The organism is Haloplanus sp. C73 (assembly GCF_051195115.1).
Lineage (GTDB): Archaea > Halobacteriota > Halobacteria > Halobacteriales > Haloferacaceae > Haloplanus.
Genome location: NZ_JBNTJZ010000001.1, coordinates 763,968 through 781,494, shown reverse-complemented (window position 1 = coordinate 781,494; position 17,527 = coordinate 763,968). Strand labels below are relative to the sequence as shown.

General features: G+C 66.4%; 18 protein-coding genes. 7 read left to right on the top strand and 11 right to left on the bottom strand.

The genetic code is table 11. The annotated features are described in order from the left end of the window. The first annotated feature begins 1 nt into the window (after position 1). Complete coding sequence (locus ACQUSQ_RS04195; protein ID WP_435067243.1) at positions 2-871, top strand: CheF family chemotaxis protein; 870 nt, start codon at positions 2-4, stop codon at positions 869-871. Here ACQUSQ_RS04195 and ACQUSQ_RS04190 read toward each other — a convergent pair. The 5 genes from ACQUSQ_RS04190 to ACQUSQ_RS04170 are packed head-to-tail and all read right to left on the bottom strand — an operon-like array spanning position 868 to position 6,796. Beyond that, a complete protein-coding gene (locus ACQUSQ_RS04190) occupies positions 868-1,734 on the bottom strand; it encodes a CheF family chemotaxis protein (RefSeq protein ID WP_435067242.1) in 867 nt (288 codons plus the stop codon). The two genes, ACQUSQ_RS04195 and ACQUSQ_RS04190, sit on opposite strands and share 4 nt — an antisense overlap. Continuing rightward, positions 1,731-2,945, bottom strand: coding sequence for a HEAT repeat domain-containing protein (locus tag ACQUSQ_RS04185; protein ID WP_435067241.1), 1,215 nt, complete (start codon positions 2,943-2,945; stop codon positions 1,731-1,733). The genes ACQUSQ_RS04190 and ACQUSQ_RS04185 overlap by 4 nt, the downstream gene beginning before the upstream one ends. A gap of 1 nt (position 2,946) precedes the next feature. Beyond that, the gene (locus tag ACQUSQ_RS04180; RefSeq protein WP_435067240.1) at positions 2,947-3,759 is read right to left on the bottom strand and encodes a CheR family methyltransferase; all 813 of its coding nucleotides are present in this window, start codon (positions 3,757-3,759) and stop codon (positions 2,947-2,949) included. Continuing rightward, the gene (gene cheA / locus ACQUSQ_RS04175; RefSeq protein WP_435067239.1) at positions 3,756-5,732 is read right to left on the bottom strand and encodes a chemotaxis protein CheA; all 1,977 of its coding nucleotides are present in this window, start codon (positions 5,730-5,732) and stop codon (positions 3,756-3,758) included. The genes ACQUSQ_RS04180 and cheA overlap by 4 nt, the downstream gene beginning before the upstream one ends. Continuing rightward, complete coding sequence (locus ACQUSQ_RS04170) at positions 5,729-6,796, bottom strand: protein-glutamate methylesterase/protein-glutamine glutaminase (protein ID WP_435067238.1); 1,068 nt, start codon at positions 6,794-6,796, stop codon at positions 5,729-5,731. The genes cheA and ACQUSQ_RS04170 overlap by 4 nt, the downstream gene beginning before the upstream one ends. 240 nt (positions 6,797-7,036) lie before the next feature. Between ACQUSQ_RS04170 and ACQUSQ_RS04165 the strand changes: the two genes are divergently transcribed. Further along, positions 7,037-7,468 carry a chemotaxis protein CheW gene (locus tag ACQUSQ_RS04165; RefSeq protein ID WP_435067237.1) on the top strand — a complete coding sequence of 144 codons (432 nt, stop codon included), beginning with the start codon at positions 7,037-7,039 and terminating at the stop codon, positions 7,466-7,468. Between the two features lie 225 nt (positions 7,469-7,693). Then, positions 7,694-8,293 carry a HalX domain-containing protein gene (locus ACQUSQ_RS04160; RefSeq protein WP_435067236.1) on the top strand — a complete coding sequence of 200 codons (600 nt, stop codon included), beginning with the start codon at positions 7,694-7,696 and terminating at the stop codon, positions 8,291-8,293. Here ACQUSQ_RS04160 and ACQUSQ_RS04155 read toward each other — a convergent pair whose 3' ends face one another. Then, on the bottom strand, positions 8,294-8,722 hold the full coding sequence (locus ACQUSQ_RS04155) for a universal stress protein (protein ID WP_435067235.1): 429 nt from the start codon (positions 8,720-8,722) through the stop codon (positions 8,294-8,296). A gap of 106 nt (positions 8,723-8,828) precedes the next feature. Between ACQUSQ_RS04155 and ACQUSQ_RS04150 the strand changes: the two genes are divergently transcribed. Continuing rightward, positions 8,829-9,452 carry a halocyanin domain-containing protein gene (locus tag ACQUSQ_RS04150; RefSeq protein ID WP_435067234.1) on the top strand — a complete coding sequence of 208 codons (624 nt, stop codon included), beginning with the start codon at positions 8,829-8,831 and terminating at the stop codon, positions 9,450-9,452. On the opposite strand, the gene ACQUSQ_RS04145 is transcribed toward ACQUSQ_RS04150, so the two are convergent. After that, entirely contained in the window at positions 9,449-10,381 is a 933-nt protein-coding gene (locus tag ACQUSQ_RS04145; protein WP_435067276.1) for a thiamine-phosphate synthase family protein, read from the bottom strand. The two genes, ACQUSQ_RS04150 and ACQUSQ_RS04145, sit on opposite strands and share 4 nt — an antisense overlap. Positions 10,382-10,496: 115 nt before the next feature. Between ACQUSQ_RS04145 and ACQUSQ_RS04140 the strand changes: the two genes are divergently transcribed. Further along, positions 10,497-10,841: a cupin domain-containing protein gene (locus tag ACQUSQ_RS04140; protein ID WP_435067233.1), complete on the top strand. Its 345-nt coding sequence runs from the start codon at positions 10,497-10,499 to the stop codon at positions 10,839-10,841. Positions 10,842-10,887: 46 nt separating this feature from the next. Then, positions 10,888-11,403 carry a plastocyanin/azurin family copper-binding protein gene (locus ACQUSQ_RS04135; RefSeq protein WP_435067232.1) on the top strand — a complete coding sequence of 172 codons (516 nt, stop codon included), beginning with the start codon at positions 10,888-10,890 and terminating at the stop codon, positions 11,401-11,403. Between the two features lie 2 nt (positions 11,404-11,405). On the opposite strand, the gene ACQUSQ_RS04130 is transcribed toward ACQUSQ_RS04135, so the two are convergent. From ACQUSQ_RS04130 to ACQUSQ_RS04115, 4 genes are all read right to left on the bottom strand, one after another. Beyond that, positions 11,406-13,460, bottom strand: a complete 2,055-nt coding sequence (locus tag ACQUSQ_RS04130) for a hypothetical protein (RefSeq protein WP_435067231.1) — start codon at positions 13,458-13,460, stop codon at positions 11,406-11,408. 100 nt (positions 13,461-13,560) lie between these two features. Continuing rightward, positions 13,561-14,574 (bottom strand): tyrosine-type recombinase/integrase, encoded by a 1,014-nt coding sequence (locus tag ACQUSQ_RS04125; protein ID WP_435067230.1) that lies wholly within the window; start codon positions 14,572-14,574, stop codon positions 13,561-13,563. Further along, positions 14,571-14,945 carry a DUF5805 domain-containing protein gene (locus tag ACQUSQ_RS04120; RefSeq protein WP_435067229.1) on the bottom strand — a complete coding sequence of 125 codons (375 nt, stop codon included), beginning with the start codon at positions 14,943-14,945 and terminating at the stop codon, positions 14,571-14,573. Before ACQUSQ_RS04120 ends, ACQUSQ_RS04125 begins: the two co-directional genes overlap by 4 nt. Positions 14,946-15,116: 171 nt before the next feature. Next, positions 15,117-15,806 (bottom strand): SOS response-associated peptidase, encoded by a 690-nt coding sequence (locus ACQUSQ_RS04115; protein ID WP_435067275.1) that lies wholly within the window; start codon positions 15,804-15,806, stop codon positions 15,117-15,119. 136 nt (positions 15,807-15,942) lie between these two features. Here ACQUSQ_RS04115 and ACQUSQ_RS04110 point away from each other — a divergent pair, with 136 nt between their 5' ends. Beyond that, positions 15,943-17,511, top strand: a complete 1,569-nt coding sequence (locus ACQUSQ_RS04110; RefSeq protein ID WP_435067228.1) for an ABC transporter permease — start codon at positions 15,943-15,945, stop codon at positions 17,509-17,511. Positions 17,512-17,527: the final 16 nt, after the last annotated feature.

The following is a 17,527-nucleotide window of genomic DNA, read 5'->3' as shown; positions in this document are numbered from 1 at the left end:
CGTGAGCGAGCGCGTCATCGCCGACTTCGTCGGCGAGTTCTTCCTGACCGACATGGACCGCGACGACCCCGTCAGCGGCCGCATCGTCATGAGTCCGAAGCGACTCGTGCTGGTCAGCGACGACCGCAAGGTGACGATACCGACGGACGCCATGTTCGACATCGCCGTCGGACACGTCCCCCCGGAGATGCGCGCGTTCTTCAGCGACTCGGTCACCATCGCCTACCGCGACGGCAACCAGCGCCGGATGGCGGTCATCGAGGGCGATAGCGACACCGTCGACAAGTTCGCCACCGTCCTGTTCAAGGCGCAGTTGAACGGACAAGAGGCGACGGTCCAACACCCGGCACGGCGCGGGGGCCGCGTCGTCGACTCGCCCGTCACCAAGGCACGGCTCGCCGTCGACACGGGAACACTCTCCTTCAGCGGCCCGGACACCGAGTTTACCATCGAGTTGGCGACGGTGACGGACTTCGAGAAGGAGTCGCGAACGCTCGCGGGCGAGACTCGCCCCGCGCTGTCCGTGAGTCACGTCCCCGAGATGACGACGCTCGTCTCCGTCGTCGCGCTCCCCTCCGAGCGCGTGATGAACCTCCTCGGGCGCTACTTCCGACTGGAGTACAGCGACATCGTGGAGGGCCTCGAAGACATCTCGCTCAGCGACGACGAGGTGCAGGTGCTCGTGGCCATCTACTCGGCCGGCGAGGGCGTCGACCCGCTGGACGTGGTGTCTGCGGACGCCAGCCAGACGACGATGGTGTTGAACGGGCTTCGGGAGAAAGACCTCATCGCCGACAGCGACGTGGGCACCGTTCTGACGCCGAAAGGCCGCGTCGTCGTCAACAGCCGCCTCGAAGAGGTCAACGCTTAGTTGTCGTTCATCGCCTCGCTGGCGATGTTGCGGCCGCGCGCGTTGAGCGCGACTTCGCGCCGGACGCGTATCTCCTCGACCACGTCGAGTTCGATGAGGCGGTCGTACACGTCCTCCACCTCATCGACGTCCATCCCGAGGAAATCGGGGATTTCGAACGGTGACACGCCGGAGTAAAGCGCCATCAACACCTCGTTCTGTCGCTCGCTGAGGTCGACGCCGATTTCGCTCTGGCTCTCGCCTTTTTCGAGGAGGGTCTCCAGAATCGTACACCGTCGCGACGACCCGGAGATGTACGTCTGGACGCTCGTCCCTTCCTCACTGTGTTCGACTTCGATGACCCGCCGTTTCTCGTCGTTCACCGAGCGCTCGTTGGTCTCCATCGACCCGATGTCGTCGAGTTCTATTTCGACAAAGGAGCCGTCGGCGACGGCGAGGGCGACGGCGTTCTCCTCGATTTTCAGGCGGGCTTTCTCCCACTCGGCGTCGGTGACGACGCCGCCCTCGACGGCCGGGTGTTGCGCGAGGACGACGGTCCGGTCGAGGAGCGCGCGATACAGCATCCGCTCGAAGGATTCGCTGTCCTCCGCCGAGATGAGCACCACGTCGTTGCTCGCGAGCTGGAGGCTGACGTAGCCCGACACCTTCGCGACCAGCTGGTTCACGTCCGTCCGCCCCTCCAGACTCTCCACCTCCGAGAGGGGGATGGTTCGCTTCCCGCTGTTGCTCGCGAGAATCAGGCGCTTGTTCGAGAGGAGGATTCGGCCGCCGGTCCACTCCGCGTCGTTCAGTTCTCGGCCGTCTTTGACCACCTGCGTGAACTTCCCGCGGGTGTCGACGATTTTGCGCTCACCCTCGCTCATCGACGCCCTCCGAGTTTCGACAGCGCCGAGAACGCCTGCTTGCGCACCTCTTCGTCGTCGGCCCGGTCGAGCATTCCCTCCAGTTGCTCGCGGGCTCGCTCGCCCCCGACTTTACCGAGGACGAACACGGCCTTCGACCGCGCTTCGTCCGGGCAGTCGGGGTCTTCGAGCAGGTCGAGCAGCTCGGCTTCGACCTGCTCGCCCCCGAGTTCGACGAGGCTCGTCGCCGCGAACTGTGCGGTCGTCCCGTCGTCGGCACCGAGGGCGTCGACCAGCGCCTCGACGGCGTCGGCCCGTCCCGCCTCGCCCGCGACGCGCCCGAGGAGCCACGCCACGTTGCGGCGCTCGCGCGGCTGGCGGCTCTCGGTGAGGAGTTCGACCAGCGGGTCGACGACGCTCCGGTCGGCGGACTGGAGGCGGTCCGCGACCGTCTCGCGGATGCGGTGGCTCTGCTCTGTCGGCGCCGCGGCGAGCAACTCGACGATGGAGAAGACTGCGGCCCGCCGGACCGTCTCGCTCGGGTCGTCCAGCGCGCCGATGAGCGGGTCGATGGCCGCCGCGCCCTGATAGCTACCGAGCGCCATGACGGCGGCGTAGCGCACCTCCTCGGTGTCGTCATCGACGGCGCCGAGAAGCGGCGAGAGCGCCCGGTCGGTGCCGATGGCGGCGAGGGCGTCGGCGGCCTCGCGCCGCACCGGGCCGGCGGGGTCGGAGAGCCGGTCGGCGAGCGCGTCGCTCGCTCGCTCGTCACCGATGGCGCCACACGCCCGCGCCGCCCGTGACCGGACCCGCGGGCTCGGGTCGTCGAGCGCCTCTACCAGCGCGGGGAGCGCGCCGCTGTCGCCGAGTTGGCGGAGCGCGTTCGCCGCCGCCATCCGAAGCTCCGGGCGGTCCGCCGAGAGTGTCTCGACGAACGCCTCGGCGCGCACCCAGTCGGCGCCGTCGGCCTCGACGCCGGCCATCTCGCCCACGAGGCGTTCGAGCGCCTCGCCGCCGATGCTGTCGAGCGCGTCGATAGCGGCCCCCCGGACTTCCTCGTCGTCGTCCGTCTGGGCCGCGTTGATTAGCGCGTCGACTGCCTGTGGCTCGTCGTCGACGACGTTGCCGAGGATGAGCGCCGCCCGCTTCCGAATCGACGCCGAGTCGCTCAGCTTCAGGTGGTCGAGCAGGGCGTCCACGTCGCCGTCCTTTTCGAGCTGGTAGAGCGACATGTTACGTTCGACGGTACACCCGCCGTCGCTTGTCGACGGTCTCGACGGCGTCGCGGCTCTCTCGTGGCAATGTCTCGGTCATCCCGATGACGAGATAGCCGCCCTCGCGGAGCGAGGAGAGGACCGTGTCGACGACGGCCCGTTTCGACGCCGTGTTGATGTAGATGAGCAGGTTCCGACAGAGCACGAGGTCCACGTCGCGTTTCGGCTCGTCGGCGATGAGGTCGTGTTGCTCGAAGCGAACGAGGTCTTTCACGTCGTCGCGGACGGCGAACGTGTCGCCCTCGCGGTCGACGTAGCGCTCGGCGTCGTCGAGGGGTTCGAGTTCCGCCGCCACGTCGCGGGTCGTCGTCGTCTCGTACACGCCCTCGCGGGCGCGGCTCAGCACGTCGGCGTTGATGTCCGTCCCCACGATTTCGAGGCCGCGCGTCCGAATTTCGTCGTCGTCGAGCGCGAGCATCGCCAGCGAGTAGGGCTCGCGCCCGTCCGAACACGGGGCGCTCCACACCGTCGTGCTTCCGTGGCCCGCCGTCACTTCGCGCAACGCCTCCCGAATCGGCTCCCACGCCTCGGGGTTGCGGTAGAAGCTAGTTACGTTGATGCTCAGGGAATCGAGCAGCGCCTGTGGCTCCTCGGGGTTCGACCGCACGACGTCGAGATACTCGTCGTAGGTGTCGGCGTCACAGCGACGCATCCGCGCCGAGATGCGGCGGTCGAGATACGACTCGTTGTAGTACGACGACTCGAAATCGAGTTCCGCAGAGAGGTGGTCGAGCAGCGCCTCGAACGCGTCGTCGGTGGTGTTTGAGCTCATAGGGTCACGACATCCAGTATCGGCACGATGTTTCCGTCGCCGAGCACCGCCGTCCCGCTGAGACCCGGGATTCCGCTCAGGACGCCTTCCAGCGGCTTGACGACCACTTCCTCCTGTTTGTTCACGGTGTCACAGCGGAGCGCGGCGCGGCGCTCGGACCGGCGAATCCGGAGCAACATGCCGTCGCCGTTGGCCGTCTCGCCGGGCACGTCGAGTTCCGACGCGAGGTCGACGACGGGGTAGATTTCGTCGTCGTGCTCTATCATCGGTTGCTCGTTTATCGTCTCGATTTCGGGAAGTCGGCTCACCTCGTCGATATTCTTGATGGGGACGCCGTACTCCTCGTCGCCGACTTCGATGAACAGCACCTTGACGATGGCGACGGTCACCGGGAGCCGAAGCGTGACGGTGGTTCCCTCGCCGTACTCGCTCTCGACGTTCACCGAGCCGTCGAGCTGTTTGACCGTGCTGTGGACGACGTCCATGCCCACGCCCCGACCGCTCACGTCGGTCACTTCGTCGGCAGTCGAGAAGCCGGGGTGGAAGACCAAGTCGTACACCTCCGAGTCCTCCATCGAGTCGAGTTCGGCCTCGGAGCGAACGCCTTTCTCCAGTGCCTTTTCCCGCAGTTCGTCGACGTCGAGGCCGCGGCCGTCGTCCTCGACGGTGATAGTGACGTGGTCGCGCTCGCGGTCCGCGCGGAGTTCGATGGTTCCCTCTGGGTCCTTGCCCGCGGCCTCTCGCTCGGCCGGCGGCTCGATGCCGTGGTCGACGGCGTTGCGCAGGATGTGCATCAGCGGGTCGCTGATTTCGGTCAGGATGGTCCGGTCGAGTTCGATATCCTGCCCCTCCATCCGGAAGTCGATGTCTTTCTCCTGCTCGCGGGCGAGGTCACGCACCAACCGCGGGAACTTGCTGATGACCTTCCGCATCGGAATCAGCCGCATGTCCATCACCGTGTTCTGGAGGTTGCCGGTGATTTTGTCGAGTTCGCCGAGCGTGTCGGTCGCCCCGCCCACGTCGCCGTCGTCGACGGCGCGCCGGAGCTTGATTCGGCTGGTGACCAGCTGTTCGACCAGCCCGTGCAGGTCGTCGAGTTGGTCGACGTCGACGCGGACGGAGCTAATCTCCCGCGACGAGCCGTTGCTCGCGGCGTCTGCCTCCGCGTCGTCGTCCGTCTCGGTGTCCCCGGTCGAGTCCTCCGGCGTCGGTTCGGCTTCTGCCGTCTCGTCTCCTGCTGAGTCGTCTGCCGCCGACTCGTCCGACTCGCTGGCCGTCTCCTCGTCCGTACCCGCCTGCGACAGCGTCGCCTCGTCGATGGCGGAGACGCGGTCCAGCGTCGCCCGGAGTTCGTCGGCCGTCGTCGAGGCGACGACGACGTCGAAGCTGTCGTCGTACTCGCCGTCCTCGATGGCCTCGGGTTCGGGCGTCGCCGAGACGAGGTCACACTCCTCGCGGATGGCTTCGAGGACGAGCATCCCGTCGACGCCTTTCATCTCCGAGTCGCCGATTTCGACGGTGACATCGAAGGTGTCGACTTGGCTGGCCGTATCGTCGTCCGCGTCGGCCGTCTCGCCGCCGCTCTCACCTGCCTCGCCGCCCTCGATGACGCCCCGAATGTCGGATTCGAGGTCGGCCACCTCCACGTCGACGGTCCCGTCGTCGTCGATGGATTCGACGGCGAGTTCGAGGCGGTCGACGCCCGCGAACACGAGGTCCATCACCTCGGGCGTCACCTCCATCTCGCCCTGCCGGAGTTCGTCGAGGAGGTCCTCGATGGCGTGGGCGAGGTCGCTGGCGTCGTCGTAGCCCATCGCTCCGAAGTTCCCCTTCAGCGTGTGGGCCGTGCGGAAGATGTCGTCCATCGCTTCCTGGTCGTCGGGGTCCGACTCCAGCGCCAACAGGGAGTTGTTGAGGTCGGTCAACTGCTCTTCGCTCTCGTGGACGAACGCTTGGACGTACTCTTCGGTCATGCGTTTACCTCCAGTCGGGTCGCGTCGAGAATGCCGTCCGGCACGTCGTCACCGGCCAGCACGTCGTCGACCGCCCCAAGTTCGATTGCCCGCTTCGGCATTCCAAACACCGCCGAGGACGACTCGTCCTGAGCGATGACGTGGCCGCCGGCCTCGCCGATGGCGCGGGCACCCTCCGCGCCGTCCGCACCCATTCCGGTGAGGACGACGCCAACGAGCGGGCCATCCACCGTCTCGGCCGCCGAGCGCATCGTCACGTCGGCGGCGGGTCGAACCCCGTGTTCCGGTGGGTCGTCGGTCAGTTTGACACGGACTCGGTCGCCGCCCGCGCCGGCGACGACGAGGTGGCGACCGCCGGGCGCGACGAGCGCCTCGCCGGCACCGATTCGGTCGCCGTCGGTCGCTTCCCGCACGTCGTACTCGCTCGCCGCGTCGAGACGGTCGGCGAACCGCTCCGTGAACGCGTCGGGCATGTGCTGGACGACGATGATGCGGTAGCCGGCGTCGCGAGGGAGCGCGCCGACGACGCGTTCGACGACGGTCGGTCCGCCCGTCGAGGAGGCGATGAGTACCGTCGCCCCCTCGTAGTCGCCGTCGGAGTGGGTCGTGCTAGTCGTGCCCTGCTCGCTCGTGGAGGAACGGTGGTCGCTCCCGCCGACGTCGACGCCGGCGACGGCTTTCACCTTCTCGACCAGTTGGTCCTCCATGCTCGACATCTGCGTGCTCACCTCGCCGCCGGGTTTGGTGAAGAAATCGACCGCCCCCTTCTCGAGGGCCTCGAAGGTCACGTCGGCCCCGTCGGCGGTGTGGGCACTCAGCATGAGTATCGGCGTCGGGTGCTCGGCCATGATGCGCTCGACGGCCTCCAGCCCGCCGACGTTCGGCATTTCGAGGTCCATCGTCACGACGTCGGGGTCGTGTTCGAGGACGGCCGACACCGCTTCGGCCCCGTCGGCGGCCGTCGCGACGACGTCGACGCCGCCGTCGTCGAGCATATCCGAGAGCATCGTCCGCATGAAATGCGAATCGTCGACGACGACGGCTCGCGGCACCGCTCCGGTCATCGACGCGCGGCCTCACTCGTTCGCGCTCGTGCCGCCGCGACAGTCTGGACGCCGGCTTCCGGAGGGATTCGTCCGTGCATGCGTTGCTCGCTCGTTTCCGTAGCGACGAAATAAATACACCGGCACGGTTATCAGAACGGATAATCCGACCAGTACGCTTAACGTGTGATTGGTCGAGGGAACACGTATGCACTCACGCGACTGGGACCGACAACCGACTCGTGTCGGACGGGGGACGCGATGAGCGACTCGTCGGCTCGCGCTCGGACCGTCCAGTTGCTGGAGTTCGAGCTCGGTTCCGAGACGTACGCCGTCGACATCGCGCACGTCGCCGAAATCGTCGACGTGAACGACCTCACGGTCGTCCCCAACTCGCCCCGGCACGTCGAGGGCGTGATGGACCTCCGCGGCAAGACGACGACCATCGTCGACCCGAAATCCGTGTTCGACATCGAGGGCGACGGTGACCGCAAGCGAATCGTCGTCTTCGACCAGAGCCGAACCGCCGGCGGCAAGCCCGTCGGCTGGACCGTCGACGAGGTAGACCAAGTCGTCGAAGTCGACCACGAGGACGTCGAGCCGTCTCCCGTCGACGACGACGCGGTTCAGGGCGTAATCAAACGCGATGGCGAATTCGTCATCTGGGTTCGCCCGACCGTCCTCGATGTGTAGCAGTCGCGGGGGACGGGCGGTCGCTGCGGCGTCATCGGGCAAAAATATAAATACAATAACACTTCGGCCAACAACTTCATATGCGGCGAGCAGGTTCGATGAGTCGAAGCAGAGCCGGCGAGACGTCGGTTCCGGTGTGCGACGGTGGCCCGTCGGTCTGGCGATTTCGGCGTCGCGGACCACGGCTGACTCGCCGCGCGCCACCCGCAATCACGGAGTCACACCATGACGACCACGCTCTCAGACGCGACGGTGCTCATCGTCGACGACGAGCAGTCGCTGGCCGACCTGTACGCCTACTGGATAGACGAGTTCGCCGAGGCGCGGACGGCGTACGACGGGACGGAGGCGCTCGAACAACTCGACGACACAATCGACGTCATGTTGCTCGACCGTCGGATGCCCGGCCTCTCTGGCGACGAAGTCGTCGAGGAAGTCGAACGCCGCGGCCTCGACGTCCGAATCGTCATGGTGACGGCCGTCGACCCCGGCTTCGACATCGTCGACATGGGCATCGACGACTATCTCATCAAGCCGGTCGACCAGCCGGAACTCGTCGAAACCGTCGAGCGGATGGTCGTCCGGAGCACGTACGACGACCAACTGCAGGAGAAGTTCCGACTCGTCGAGAAGAAGGTGACACTCGAAGCGGCGAAGACGCCACACGAACTCGAAGAGAGCGAGGAGTACGCCGAACTGCTGGACCGTCTCGACGCTATCGAGCGTGACCTCGACACCGCCGTCGAGGATTTCGACAGTTCGGATTTCGCCGTCGCCTTCCGAGAGCTATCGAACGGCGACCCGGTCGATTCGACCGAGGGTTGATTACCGGGCGACCGTCACCGGCACCGGCGACCGCCGCACCACCGACTCGGCGACGCTGCCGAGGAGGACGCGCGTGACGCCCTGTCGGCCGTGGCTGCCGATGATGATGTTGTCGATGTCGTTGTTCTCCGCCCACTCGACGATGGCTCGCGATGGCATCCCGACGACCGTCTCCGTTTCGATGTCGACGCCCGCCTCTTTGGCGCGTTCTCTCGCCTGTTCGAGTACGTTCTCCGTCTGTTCCTCGGCGGACTCCTGCAGACGCTCGAACGTGCTCGGGACCGACTCGACGGAACCGTAGCCCATGTCCGTCGGGTCGATGACCGACAGCGCCGTGATGTGGGCGTCGGGGTACTCTTCGAGAGCGAAGTCGAGCGCCGTGTTCGCTGGGTCCGATCCGTCAACTGGGACGAGCAGGCGTTTCGCCATATTTCCAACTCTGAGCGATGGCCCCGTAAGTTTAGGGGGTATTTCCAATGGTCGAGAGTGAGTGAGGGATAGTTAGGTTTTCGTAGGATGGCCCGCAACCCCCGGTATGGGAAGCCATCGTTCCGTCTCGCGACGCGGGTTTCTGACGACTGTCGCGGGCACAGCGGCGACGGCGGCCGCCGCCGGGACCGCCGCGGCGCAAGCGTCGTTCGACGGGTGGATGAGCGACGTGGGCAACTACAGCGAAGTCACCGACGCGACGGGCGAGGACGAAGTGACGGTCACCGTCGGCGCGGAGGGTAACGGCGGCGCCTTCGCGTTCGACCCGCCGGCCGTTCAGGTCGACCCCGGAACCACTATCGTCTGGGAGTGGACCGGCGAGGGTGGCCAGCACAACGTCGTCGCAGAGGAAGGCGGCGACTTCGAGAGTGAGACCACCGCCGAAGCCGGCTTCACGTTCGAACAGACCTTCGACTCCGAAGGCGTCGTCAAGTACTTCTGCCAGCCCCACCGCGGCCTCGGCATGAAAGGCGTCGTCGTCGTCGGCGAGATGCCCGACTCCGGCGGTGGTGGCGGGGGCGGTGGGGGCGGTAGCGCCGCTCCCGCGCTCCCCGAGAGCGCCAAAGCCCTCGCTATCGCGCTGACGACGGCGATGGTGTCCGTGCTCGCGCTGGCCTACTTCTTCATCCGCTACGGCGGCGACTACGGCGAGGACTTCGAGAGCGCCTAGTCGGGCGCGTTTCCCGGCTCGTCGAGTCGCTCGATGAACGCTATCGCGTGTTCGACGGCGTCGACGGCGCTCGTCCCGAGAACGTACGTGATTGGCTCGATACCGAATGCGCCCTCGTGATAGAGCACGCGCGGCACGCCCGATTCGAACGCCTCGTCCAGCCGAGCGCGTCGGCCCTCGTACTCGGGGTCGAACGAGTCCACGGCGACGTCGTCGGGCACCGCAGACAGGAGGGCGTCGCTCGTCGCGACGTTGACCGCGCCGCGGACTGCCGAGTCGGCCGTCGTCGCCGCCAGAAGCGTCGTGGCGACGTGATGTGAGGCGCCGAACTCGGGGTTCGCGGGGACGTTGACCCCGCCGCGCATCGCGTGGATGCGTCCCGGCACGGCCGCGATGTCGGTTTCGTCGCTTGCCGACGGGAGCGCCATCGCCACGTTCGTCCCCACGTTCGGGACGTGGTTGGCCACGACCGACGCGTTCGAGAACCGCCGCACCGCCCGGCGGACGTTCGCCAACACGTCGCGCTCGGCCTGCATCGACTGGTCGCGCCCGCGCACGCACAGGTCACAGCCCATCCCCTCCAACGCCGGCATCTCCTCCTCGTGAATCGCACAGATGGGGCCGCGGTCCTCGAAGGCCCGGACGAGGTCGAGCAGTTCGGCGAGCGCTTCGTAGTCGTCCATCGTCCCGTCGTCGAAGCCGTCGGCGATGCGCTCGACGGTCGCCTGCATCCGCGGGTCGTCGACGAACCGCGGCTCGTCGCGTCGCTCGCCCGCGAGGTACTGGCTCACCGCGGCCTGCGAGACGCCGAGTCGGTCGGCTATCTCCCGCTGGGCGAAGCCACGCGCTGCGAGCGCCGCGGCCAGCATCGACCGCGCCGTTGGCAGGAAGCGCTCGACGACGATTTCGCTCGGCAACTGTACCGTCACGCTGGGACCCTCCACCGCCTCCGTCCGCCGTTCATACCTCTACAATCGGCGGGGGTAACTTATATCGGCCGCCCGGATTCCCAACGCTTTCGAGACGGCGCGCCAACCTCCGGCTATGCGACCCGTCGACTTCGACGCGGCCGAGACGTACGAACCGGACGACGGCTGGCGACGCGTATCGATGGCCGGCAGCGACCAATTTTCCTTCGAGTGGTTCGAGAAACCGCCCGGTCACTCCTCGCCGATGCACGCCCACGAGAACGAACAGGTCTGTCTGGTGTTGCAGGGCGAGATGACCGTCTACACCGAGGACGAGTCGGTGACCCTCGGCCAGTACGACTCCGTCCTGCTGGAGTCGGGCGAGGCTCATCGCGTCGAGAACACGGGCGACGAACGCGCCGTCGGACTGGACGTGTTCGCCCCCGGCCGCTCCTTCGACTTCTGGACCGACCGCGAGTGAGGGGTCGGCAGCAGACTTATCTGCCGATGTTGGCAACGGTGTGCCGATGACGCGCCGACTCGCGAGTCGACGGACGTTCGCGGCGACGTTCGCGAGCGTCGTCCTCGCTGGCTGTTCCAGCGTCCCCGTCCTCGGTGGTGGAGACAGCGATAGTACCGCGACCGCCACCCCGGCGTCTACGGCAACGCCGACGCCCGACCCGACGGCAACGCCGACGGCGACACCGACGCCTGCCCCGGAAGCGGACGTCACTATCGAGGTTGGTCCCGACGGCAGTTACGCCGAGTTCGTGCCGCCGGACGTTCGGATTTCGACGGGCGAGACGGTCGAGTGGCTGTTCGAATCCACCGGCCACAACGTCTGCGGGCATCCCGACCACGACCCGCGGGTGGAACTGCCCGCGGACGCCGAACCCTTCGGGAGCGACCCGGCAGACAACAGGGAAGCAATCGACGCCGCCGAGTCACGCTACACCCACACGTTCGAGACGGCCGGCGACTACGCGTACGTCTGTGTTCTCCACGCCCACGACGATATGGTCGGGCGGGTGACGGTTCGATAACGCTACACTGAATCGCGGTGTCGCCGCCAGAGACCGCATCCGACGACCGCGAGCAACGCGGCCAGCCAGCCGAACCCCGGCGACGAGGCGTCCGTCGCCGCCTGCCCGCCGCCGACGCTCGATTGGGTCCTTGCCACTTCTTCGTACGTGACCGTCAGTTGCGTCCGGTGGGTCCGATTGCCAGCATCCACGCGGAGTTGGTGTGAGGTGGGACCCGACTCTGCGGGCGAGGCAACGTCGAACGTCGCGTTCCCAGTCGCGTCCGTCCGTCGCTCGGTCCCGTTCAGGCTGACGACGGCGTCGCGAACGGGGTCACCACTCAGTTCCGAGACAGAGACGGTCACCCCGCCCTCGTCCGCCGACGCGCGCACCGAGAGGGAGTCGTCGACGCCCTCGTAGGCCCTGACGCGTGTCCGGCCGTCCCCCGTCGTGAACACGTAGATATCACCCTGTCGGGTCCGCATCGAGTCGACACGCTCTCCCGCCGCCAGCGACAGGGACCGCTGCCCGACTGTCTCGCCCCGGTCCGGGTCGTACACGGTGAGCGTTCCGTTCACGCGGCCGAACCGCTCCGTGTCGTTCACGGGGACGGTCGCGATGGCGAACAACCCGTCCTCGGTCCCGCGAACCCTCGTCTTGCGGCCGGGGTCGAAGTCGACGGTCGACACCGTCTCGTTCGTCTCCAAGTCGACGACGCTCGCCTCCTCGTCGGGCGTGGTTCCCGGCCTCGGATAGAGCTGCGTCGGTGAGACGACGAGCGCGTGGTCGGTCGTCGTCGCGACGCGATAGTTCCGGCCGTCGGACGCCCATCTCGACTCGTAATCGCCGAGGAGTGTCCGCTGGGCCACGACGGTGCGAGTCTCGGTGTCGACGACGCGAACCCCGCGCATTCGGTACTTCCCGAGTTGGGACTGCCCCGTCATCGTCAGCGCGACGTATCGCCCATCGGGGGTTATTCGCCGTATCGTCTCGAAGTGTCCGCCGACCGACGTTCCGTTGAGTTCGGCCTCGACGTGACTGCTTCCATCCTCGCCGTACAGACTGGTCGTCTCGCCGGTCGCTAAGTCGAGCGTTCGCTCGTGTGTGTAGAGGGTATCTCCACGCCGAGCGACGGGGCTCATCGGAATGTCGCGACGCCACTCTGCCTCGGCCGTCGTCACGTTGTAAGCGACGAACTCGCTTCCGCTGATGACGACGGTTCCATCCCCGGCGCCGTCGTACACGGCCGTCGGTCCGGCGTTCGGCTCGGCGAACCGAACCGTCTCGCCGTCCTCCCACACCGCCCACGGGGAACTCCCTCGCGCCACTTGGTCCGGTGGCTCGTTGGTCACACCGACGGTCCCCCGGAAGACGATGGGAAAGCCCGTCTTCGTGACGCGGTCGGAGTACGCCGCGAGGCGGGCCTCGCTCGTGAGGTGTGGATACTCGCCGGTCTCGAATCGCTCCGGTGGCTCGGCGACGTGACCGACCCAGTCTCCCGGCGCGAGAAACAGGTCGGAGTTCGCCGTCATCACGTAGTACGGTCCAGCGGTGGCGACGCCGCTCGGACTCGTCGTAATCGTCGGATACCCGCCGATTGGCTCGTCGGCCCGGCTGGCCCATCGTCGCTCCGACACGTCGTAGACGAATGGTCCGAACGTCGTTCCCACGGCGAGGGTCCCGCGGTCGGTGTATCGAACCGGCTCTCTGGAGGCGAGCGTGTAGTCACTGATGTTCTGGCCGCTCGGGGCTAGGTAGCGACCGACCAGCAGTCCCTCGTTCACGAACGTCCGCGCGTTGGGTCGCTCAACGACTCGAATCGTGTTCGTCGTCGCGTCGTAGTAGTACAGGTGTCGCTTGTCGACGCCGTAGAAGGCGGCGCCGTCGTCGGGCGACGACTGCCAGTCGTGAAGCGGTTCACCCGGCGCGTCTGCCGTCTCGACGCCTCCGTCGAACTGGACGGGCGTCGAAACCGTGGCCTCTGTCGGGCGCACGGCCGACTGTCCCCCGACGACGAGCGTCGCCGAGAGAACGAGGAGGACCGCCGCGACACACGCAACTATCGAGGAACGCGGCATACCCCACGACTCGCTCATCTGCACATAAATTTTGGTAGCTGCCCGAGGCGTGCATTTCGTATAGCGATATACACTTCATCTGTTCTCGCTCCGACGCCGCTCACGTCAGCTGATAGATATTCGCTTCGTAGGTTTGCCGGACTCGGTCCCCCCAGTCGTGGGTGTAGGTGTCGATGATGTCGCTTGCGACGTCCCCACGGAGGTACTTGACGATGCCTCGGTCACCGGTTCGGTCCCGGAGGTGGGTCGTGAAGAAGTGACGGAAGTAGTGGGGAGTGACGTTCTCCTCGGCGCCGCCGCCGTCGCGGTGCCACCCGCGCTCGCTCGCGTGAGATTCGACGATATGGTGGACAGCGTGGGGGGTGATGCGCTCGCCCCATCCGTCTCTCGTGCTCACGAACAGCGGGTTCGCCTCGGCGGGGTCGGGTCTAATCGCCAGCCAACGGGTCAGTACCCGCCGCAGTTCGTCGTCGACGGGAATCACCGTCGCTCGCTTGCGCTTGTTCGCCGCCGTCCGGCGCTCACCGTCGATGACGTCGCCGACGGCGCGGTCGGCGGCGACGAACAGGGCGTCGCCTCGGCCGTCGAGTTGCGGGCGCACCGGGACGTCGAGGGCGTCTCGCGTCTCCGGTATCGAGAGGTCGCGCAAATCGAGATTGCACAGTTCACCCACCCGTACTCCCGTTTTGAGCAGGGTTATCAGGAGCGCGCGGTCGAGCGGATGAGCGATGGACGCGAGAAAATCGCGCATCTCCGGGACGGAGATTTCCCGCCGCGCGGGGTCGGTGTTGATGCGCTCGTCCATCTCCTCGACGACCAGCGCCATGGGATTCGAGTCGAACGTGCCGACCTGTGTCATGTACGCGTAGAATCGGTGGAGGTAGGCGGCGTAGGTGGCGACGGTGCTCTCGGCGACCGAGTTTCGCAGGCGGTGAATCCACGCCATGCAATCGCGATGCTCCGCGGTGGCGGGAGTCACGTCCCGTTCCGATTCGAGGAAGGCCTCGAACTTTCGGAGCACCCGTTCGTACGCGCTTCGGGTTCGATCGGTCTTCCCGTGGTAGGTCATGTCTTGCAGGAAATAGCCCACGGGGTCGTCGACGGCCTCGCTCATTCGTCGACCAGCGCGTATCCGCCGTGGCGCCCGCTGTACTGGACGGCGTTCGCTTCCTGTAACTCCGAGAGCGCGTCTTCGAGGCGGTCTTCCATCCCGTCGGTCAGGGTCGCGAGCAGGTCGTCCCACGAACGGTGTTCCTCGGCGCTCAAGGCGTCTTTCACCTGGGGTTCGAGCCCCGAAGACCCATCTTCAGCGGGTTCCTCCGTTTCGGTCCGCTCGGGCACTTCAAAATCTCGTCGCCCGGCCTGTACCATCGTCCGGACGAACTCGCTTTGACTCATGCCGAGTCGGTCGGCGTGTTCGCGCCAGCGCTCTTTCTGGTAGGGCGGGACGTACGTCTTCACCGGGACGCTGTCGGCGTCGGCCATAGTTGGCCCTCGAACCCCTCGCACTTCAAAGTAGTCCTACTCGAGGGGATAAGTGGCCTTATTTGAAGTGATAGTACCCTATTTGGTGGGTGGATTTCGGAAGATTTGTGCTAGCAGCACTTATCTCGGTAGTAGAATGAAGACACTCACACAAATACAATATTTCACCGCTCACGCCTCGGTCGTCTCCTGCACCAGCGACGGGTCGTCGTTGCTCGGGTCGTTCACGCGAGTCGAGACGGGATGGGCTGTCAGGTCGGTCGCAGGATACGGGTCACAGCACGCGAGGGCGTCCTCGATATCGCCGTGGAGCCACGTCGATTCCTCGCTCGGGTCGAGGATGACTGCCATCCGGTGGTGGAGGTCGGCAATCAGGTCGTTCGGCTCCGTCGTCACGATTGCGAAGGTGTCGATTGGCTCCGGGTCGCTCACGGTCCCGGTTCCGAACTCGCCTAGCCCCGTCTGTCTGGTCGGTGGTTGCCACCGCGACCAGATGCCGGCCATGGCGAAGGGGCGGCCGTCTTCGAACGCCACCCTGTAGGGCTGGGTCGATTCGTCTCGGTTCACCCACTCGTAGAACCCGTCGGCGGGAACGAGACAGCGCCGGTGTTCGACCGACTCGGCGAAACTCGGCTTCTCGGTCAGTGTCTCTGCCCGCGCGTTAATCGACGCCTGTGACCTGTCGTCGGCCCACTCGGGAAGCAACCCCCACCGCTGGTGGGTGAACTCTCCCGTTCCCGTAATCACGGGGAGGTCCTGACCGGGTGCGCAGTTGTATCGGGCGTCCACGTCCGGCGCCGCCGTCTCGAATCGCTCGGCGAGTTCCGAGGCTGGAGTGAATAGCGTGTACCGGCCACACATCGTCGACCCTTCGGTCGGTGTCGGCATAAACCAGTCGGCGCGCGACGTTCGTGGCGCGACGGATAAATCTCATGTCGCTATACAGATTTCCACCCGCTCCGATACAGTCATAGGTCCGCAATCACGCTCCTGAGATGTGCCCTCCCTCGACGAGACGCTACTCGCGATTCGAGACGCATTGAGTCGACTGTACGCCAGCCATCCGCGCGCGATGCGCGGCCTCGGCGCCGTCGTTGCCCTCACTGCGCTCGCGTTCGGCTGGTACTTTCGACCGTGGCTTCACACCGCCGTCTACGGTGTGTACACGACGCCGGTCCTGCCGGTCGCCGCGGCGGTCGGAGTGGCCGTCGCCGTGGCGCTTCGCCGACGACTCGGCACGATTGCCGATGGACAGGTCGGATTCGCCGTCTTCGTCGTCGTTCTTTTGCTCGGGTCGAGCGTCGCCGGCCTGTTCGCCGGGGCGGAACTCGGACGTGACACGATGGCCCGAGCCGACACCGCAGAGACGTTGCCCGAGTCCGACGCCGACCGTCCGCGGGTCGTGACGAAGTCGGTCGCGTCGCGCTACGCGTCAAACACGCTCAATTTCCCGCAGTACCGAACCGATGGCGGCGACATCACCGTCCGGAACGGCACGCCCTACTGGTCGTACGCGCTCGCGCCCGACGGCGCGTTCAACCACTACACCAAGCGCCAACACGGGACGGTCCTCGTCGATATGACCCAGCAGAACGCCGAGGTCGACACCGTCGTCGGCGACCTCGAACGCGGCATCGGCCCCGCGTTCTACAACAACTACCGCTTTGCCACGCTCAAGCGCGCGAACTACCTCGTCGACTACGAGGACCCGTTCATGGTGGTCCACGACGGCGAGCAGTACATCGCGGTCCCCTACACCAAACCCGAGTTCCACTGGCTTCCGGTTCCGCACACGACACCGGAATGGGGTGGCGTCGCGCTGATTCACTCCGACGGCCGCGTGCAGGACCTCTCGCCGTCTGCGGCTCGCGACCACCCCGCGCTCAGCGAGCAGACGCTCTATCCCGTCGAACTGACACGCAAATCCGTCGCGGCGACCAAGTACCGAAACGGCATCGTCAACACGTTCACGAGCCACGAAGACGAAGTCGAAATCGCACCGGTTCCCGGCGAGGACAACGACCAACCCTTCGTCGTCTTCACCGAGGACGGGCCGAAGTACGTCGTCGCCGTCGAACCTTACGGGGAAGCACAGGGGCTGAAGGAAGTGTGGACGGTCGACGCCCGGACGGGCGCGTACGAGGTGTACTCGCCCTCGGCATCGCTGTTCGGCGCGCGCAAAGCGACCGACTACGTCAGACAGGCCGCGCGCACGACCGACTGGAACCGATTTACGCCCTCCGAACCCGTGCCCGTCGTCGTCGACGGCCAACTTTACTGGGAGGTTCGGGTCGTCCCCGACGACAGTAGCGGCATCGCCTACATCGCCTTCGTGAACGCTCGGTCGAGCGACGTCCACGAGGTCAGTACGACACCCGAAGTGACGGCGTTCCTCCAAGGGGAGAGTCTCGACGGACAGCCAACGGGGCCGAGTGACACGGACCGGCCCCCGCGAATCGTCGTCGAGCGTGTCGCCCCGAACGGCACCGTCGTCGAGACGATGGCCGTCTACGGCAACGAGACGGTCCGCGTGAGTCCGGCCAACAACACGACGGCGAGCGCCTGAATTCGCCGTCGCGTCA

Bases quoted from the DNA above. Each gene is read 5' to 3' on its own strand.
- ACQUSQ_RS04125 (WP_435067230.1), bottom strand. From the start codon at position 14,574: ATGAGCGAGGCCGTCGACGACCCCGTGGGCTATTTCCTGCAAGACATG.
- ACQUSQ_RS04130 (WP_435067231.1), bottom strand. From the start codon at position 13,460: ATGCCGCGTTCCTCGATAGTTGCGTGTGTCGCGGCGGTCCTCCTCGTT.
- ACQUSQ_RS04165 (WP_435067237.1), top strand. From the start codon at position 7,037: ATGAGCGACTCGTCGGCTCGCGCTCGGACCGTCCAGTTGCTGGAGTTC.
- ACQUSQ_RS04135 (WP_435067232.1), top strand. From the start codon at position 10,888: ATGACGCGCCGACTCGCGAGTCGACGGACGTTCGCGGCGACGTTCGCG.
- ACQUSQ_RS04115 (WP_435067275.1), bottom strand. From the start codon at position 15,806: ATGTGTGGCCGGTACACGCTATTCACTCCAGCCTCGGAACTCGCCGAG.
- ACQUSQ_RS04155 (WP_435067235.1), bottom strand. From the start codon at position 8,722: ATGGCGAAACGCCTGCTCGTCCCAGTTGACGGATCGGACCCAGCGAAC.
- ACQUSQ_RS04140 (WP_435067233.1), top strand. From the start codon at position 10,497: ATGCGACCCGTCGACTTCGACGCGGCCGAGACGTACGAACCGGACGAC.
- ACQUSQ_RS04185 (WP_435067241.1), bottom strand. From the start codon at position 2,945: ATGTCGCTCTACCAGCTCGAAAAGGACGGCGACGTGGACGCCCTGCTC.
- ACQUSQ_RS04120 (WP_435067229.1), bottom strand. From the start codon at position 14,945: ATGGCCGACGCCGACAGCGTCCCGGTGAAGACGTACGTCCCGCCCTAC.
- ACQUSQ_RS04180 (WP_435067240.1), bottom strand. From the start codon at position 3,759: ATGAGCTCAAACACCACCGACGACGCGTTCGAGGCGCTGCTCGACCAC.
- ACQUSQ_RS04160 (WP_435067236.1), top strand. From the start codon at position 7,694: ATGACGACCACGCTCTCAGACGCGACGGTGCTCATCGTCGACGACGAG.
- ACQUSQ_RS04190 (WP_435067242.1), bottom strand. From the start codon at position 1,734: ATGAGCGAGGGTGAGCGCAAAATCGTCGACACCCGCGGGAAGTTCACG.
- ACQUSQ_RS04170 (WP_435067238.1), bottom strand. From the start codon at position 6,796: ATGACCGGAGCGGTGCCGCGAGCCGTCGTCGTCGACGATTCGCATTTC.
- ACQUSQ_RS04150 (WP_435067234.1), top strand. From the start codon at position 8,829: ATGGGAAGCCATCGTTCCGTCTCGCGACGCGGGTTTCTGACGACTGTC.
- cheA (WP_435067239.1), bottom strand. From the start codon at position 5,732: ATGACCGAAGAGTACGTCCAAGCGTTCGTCCACGAGAGCGAAGAGCAG.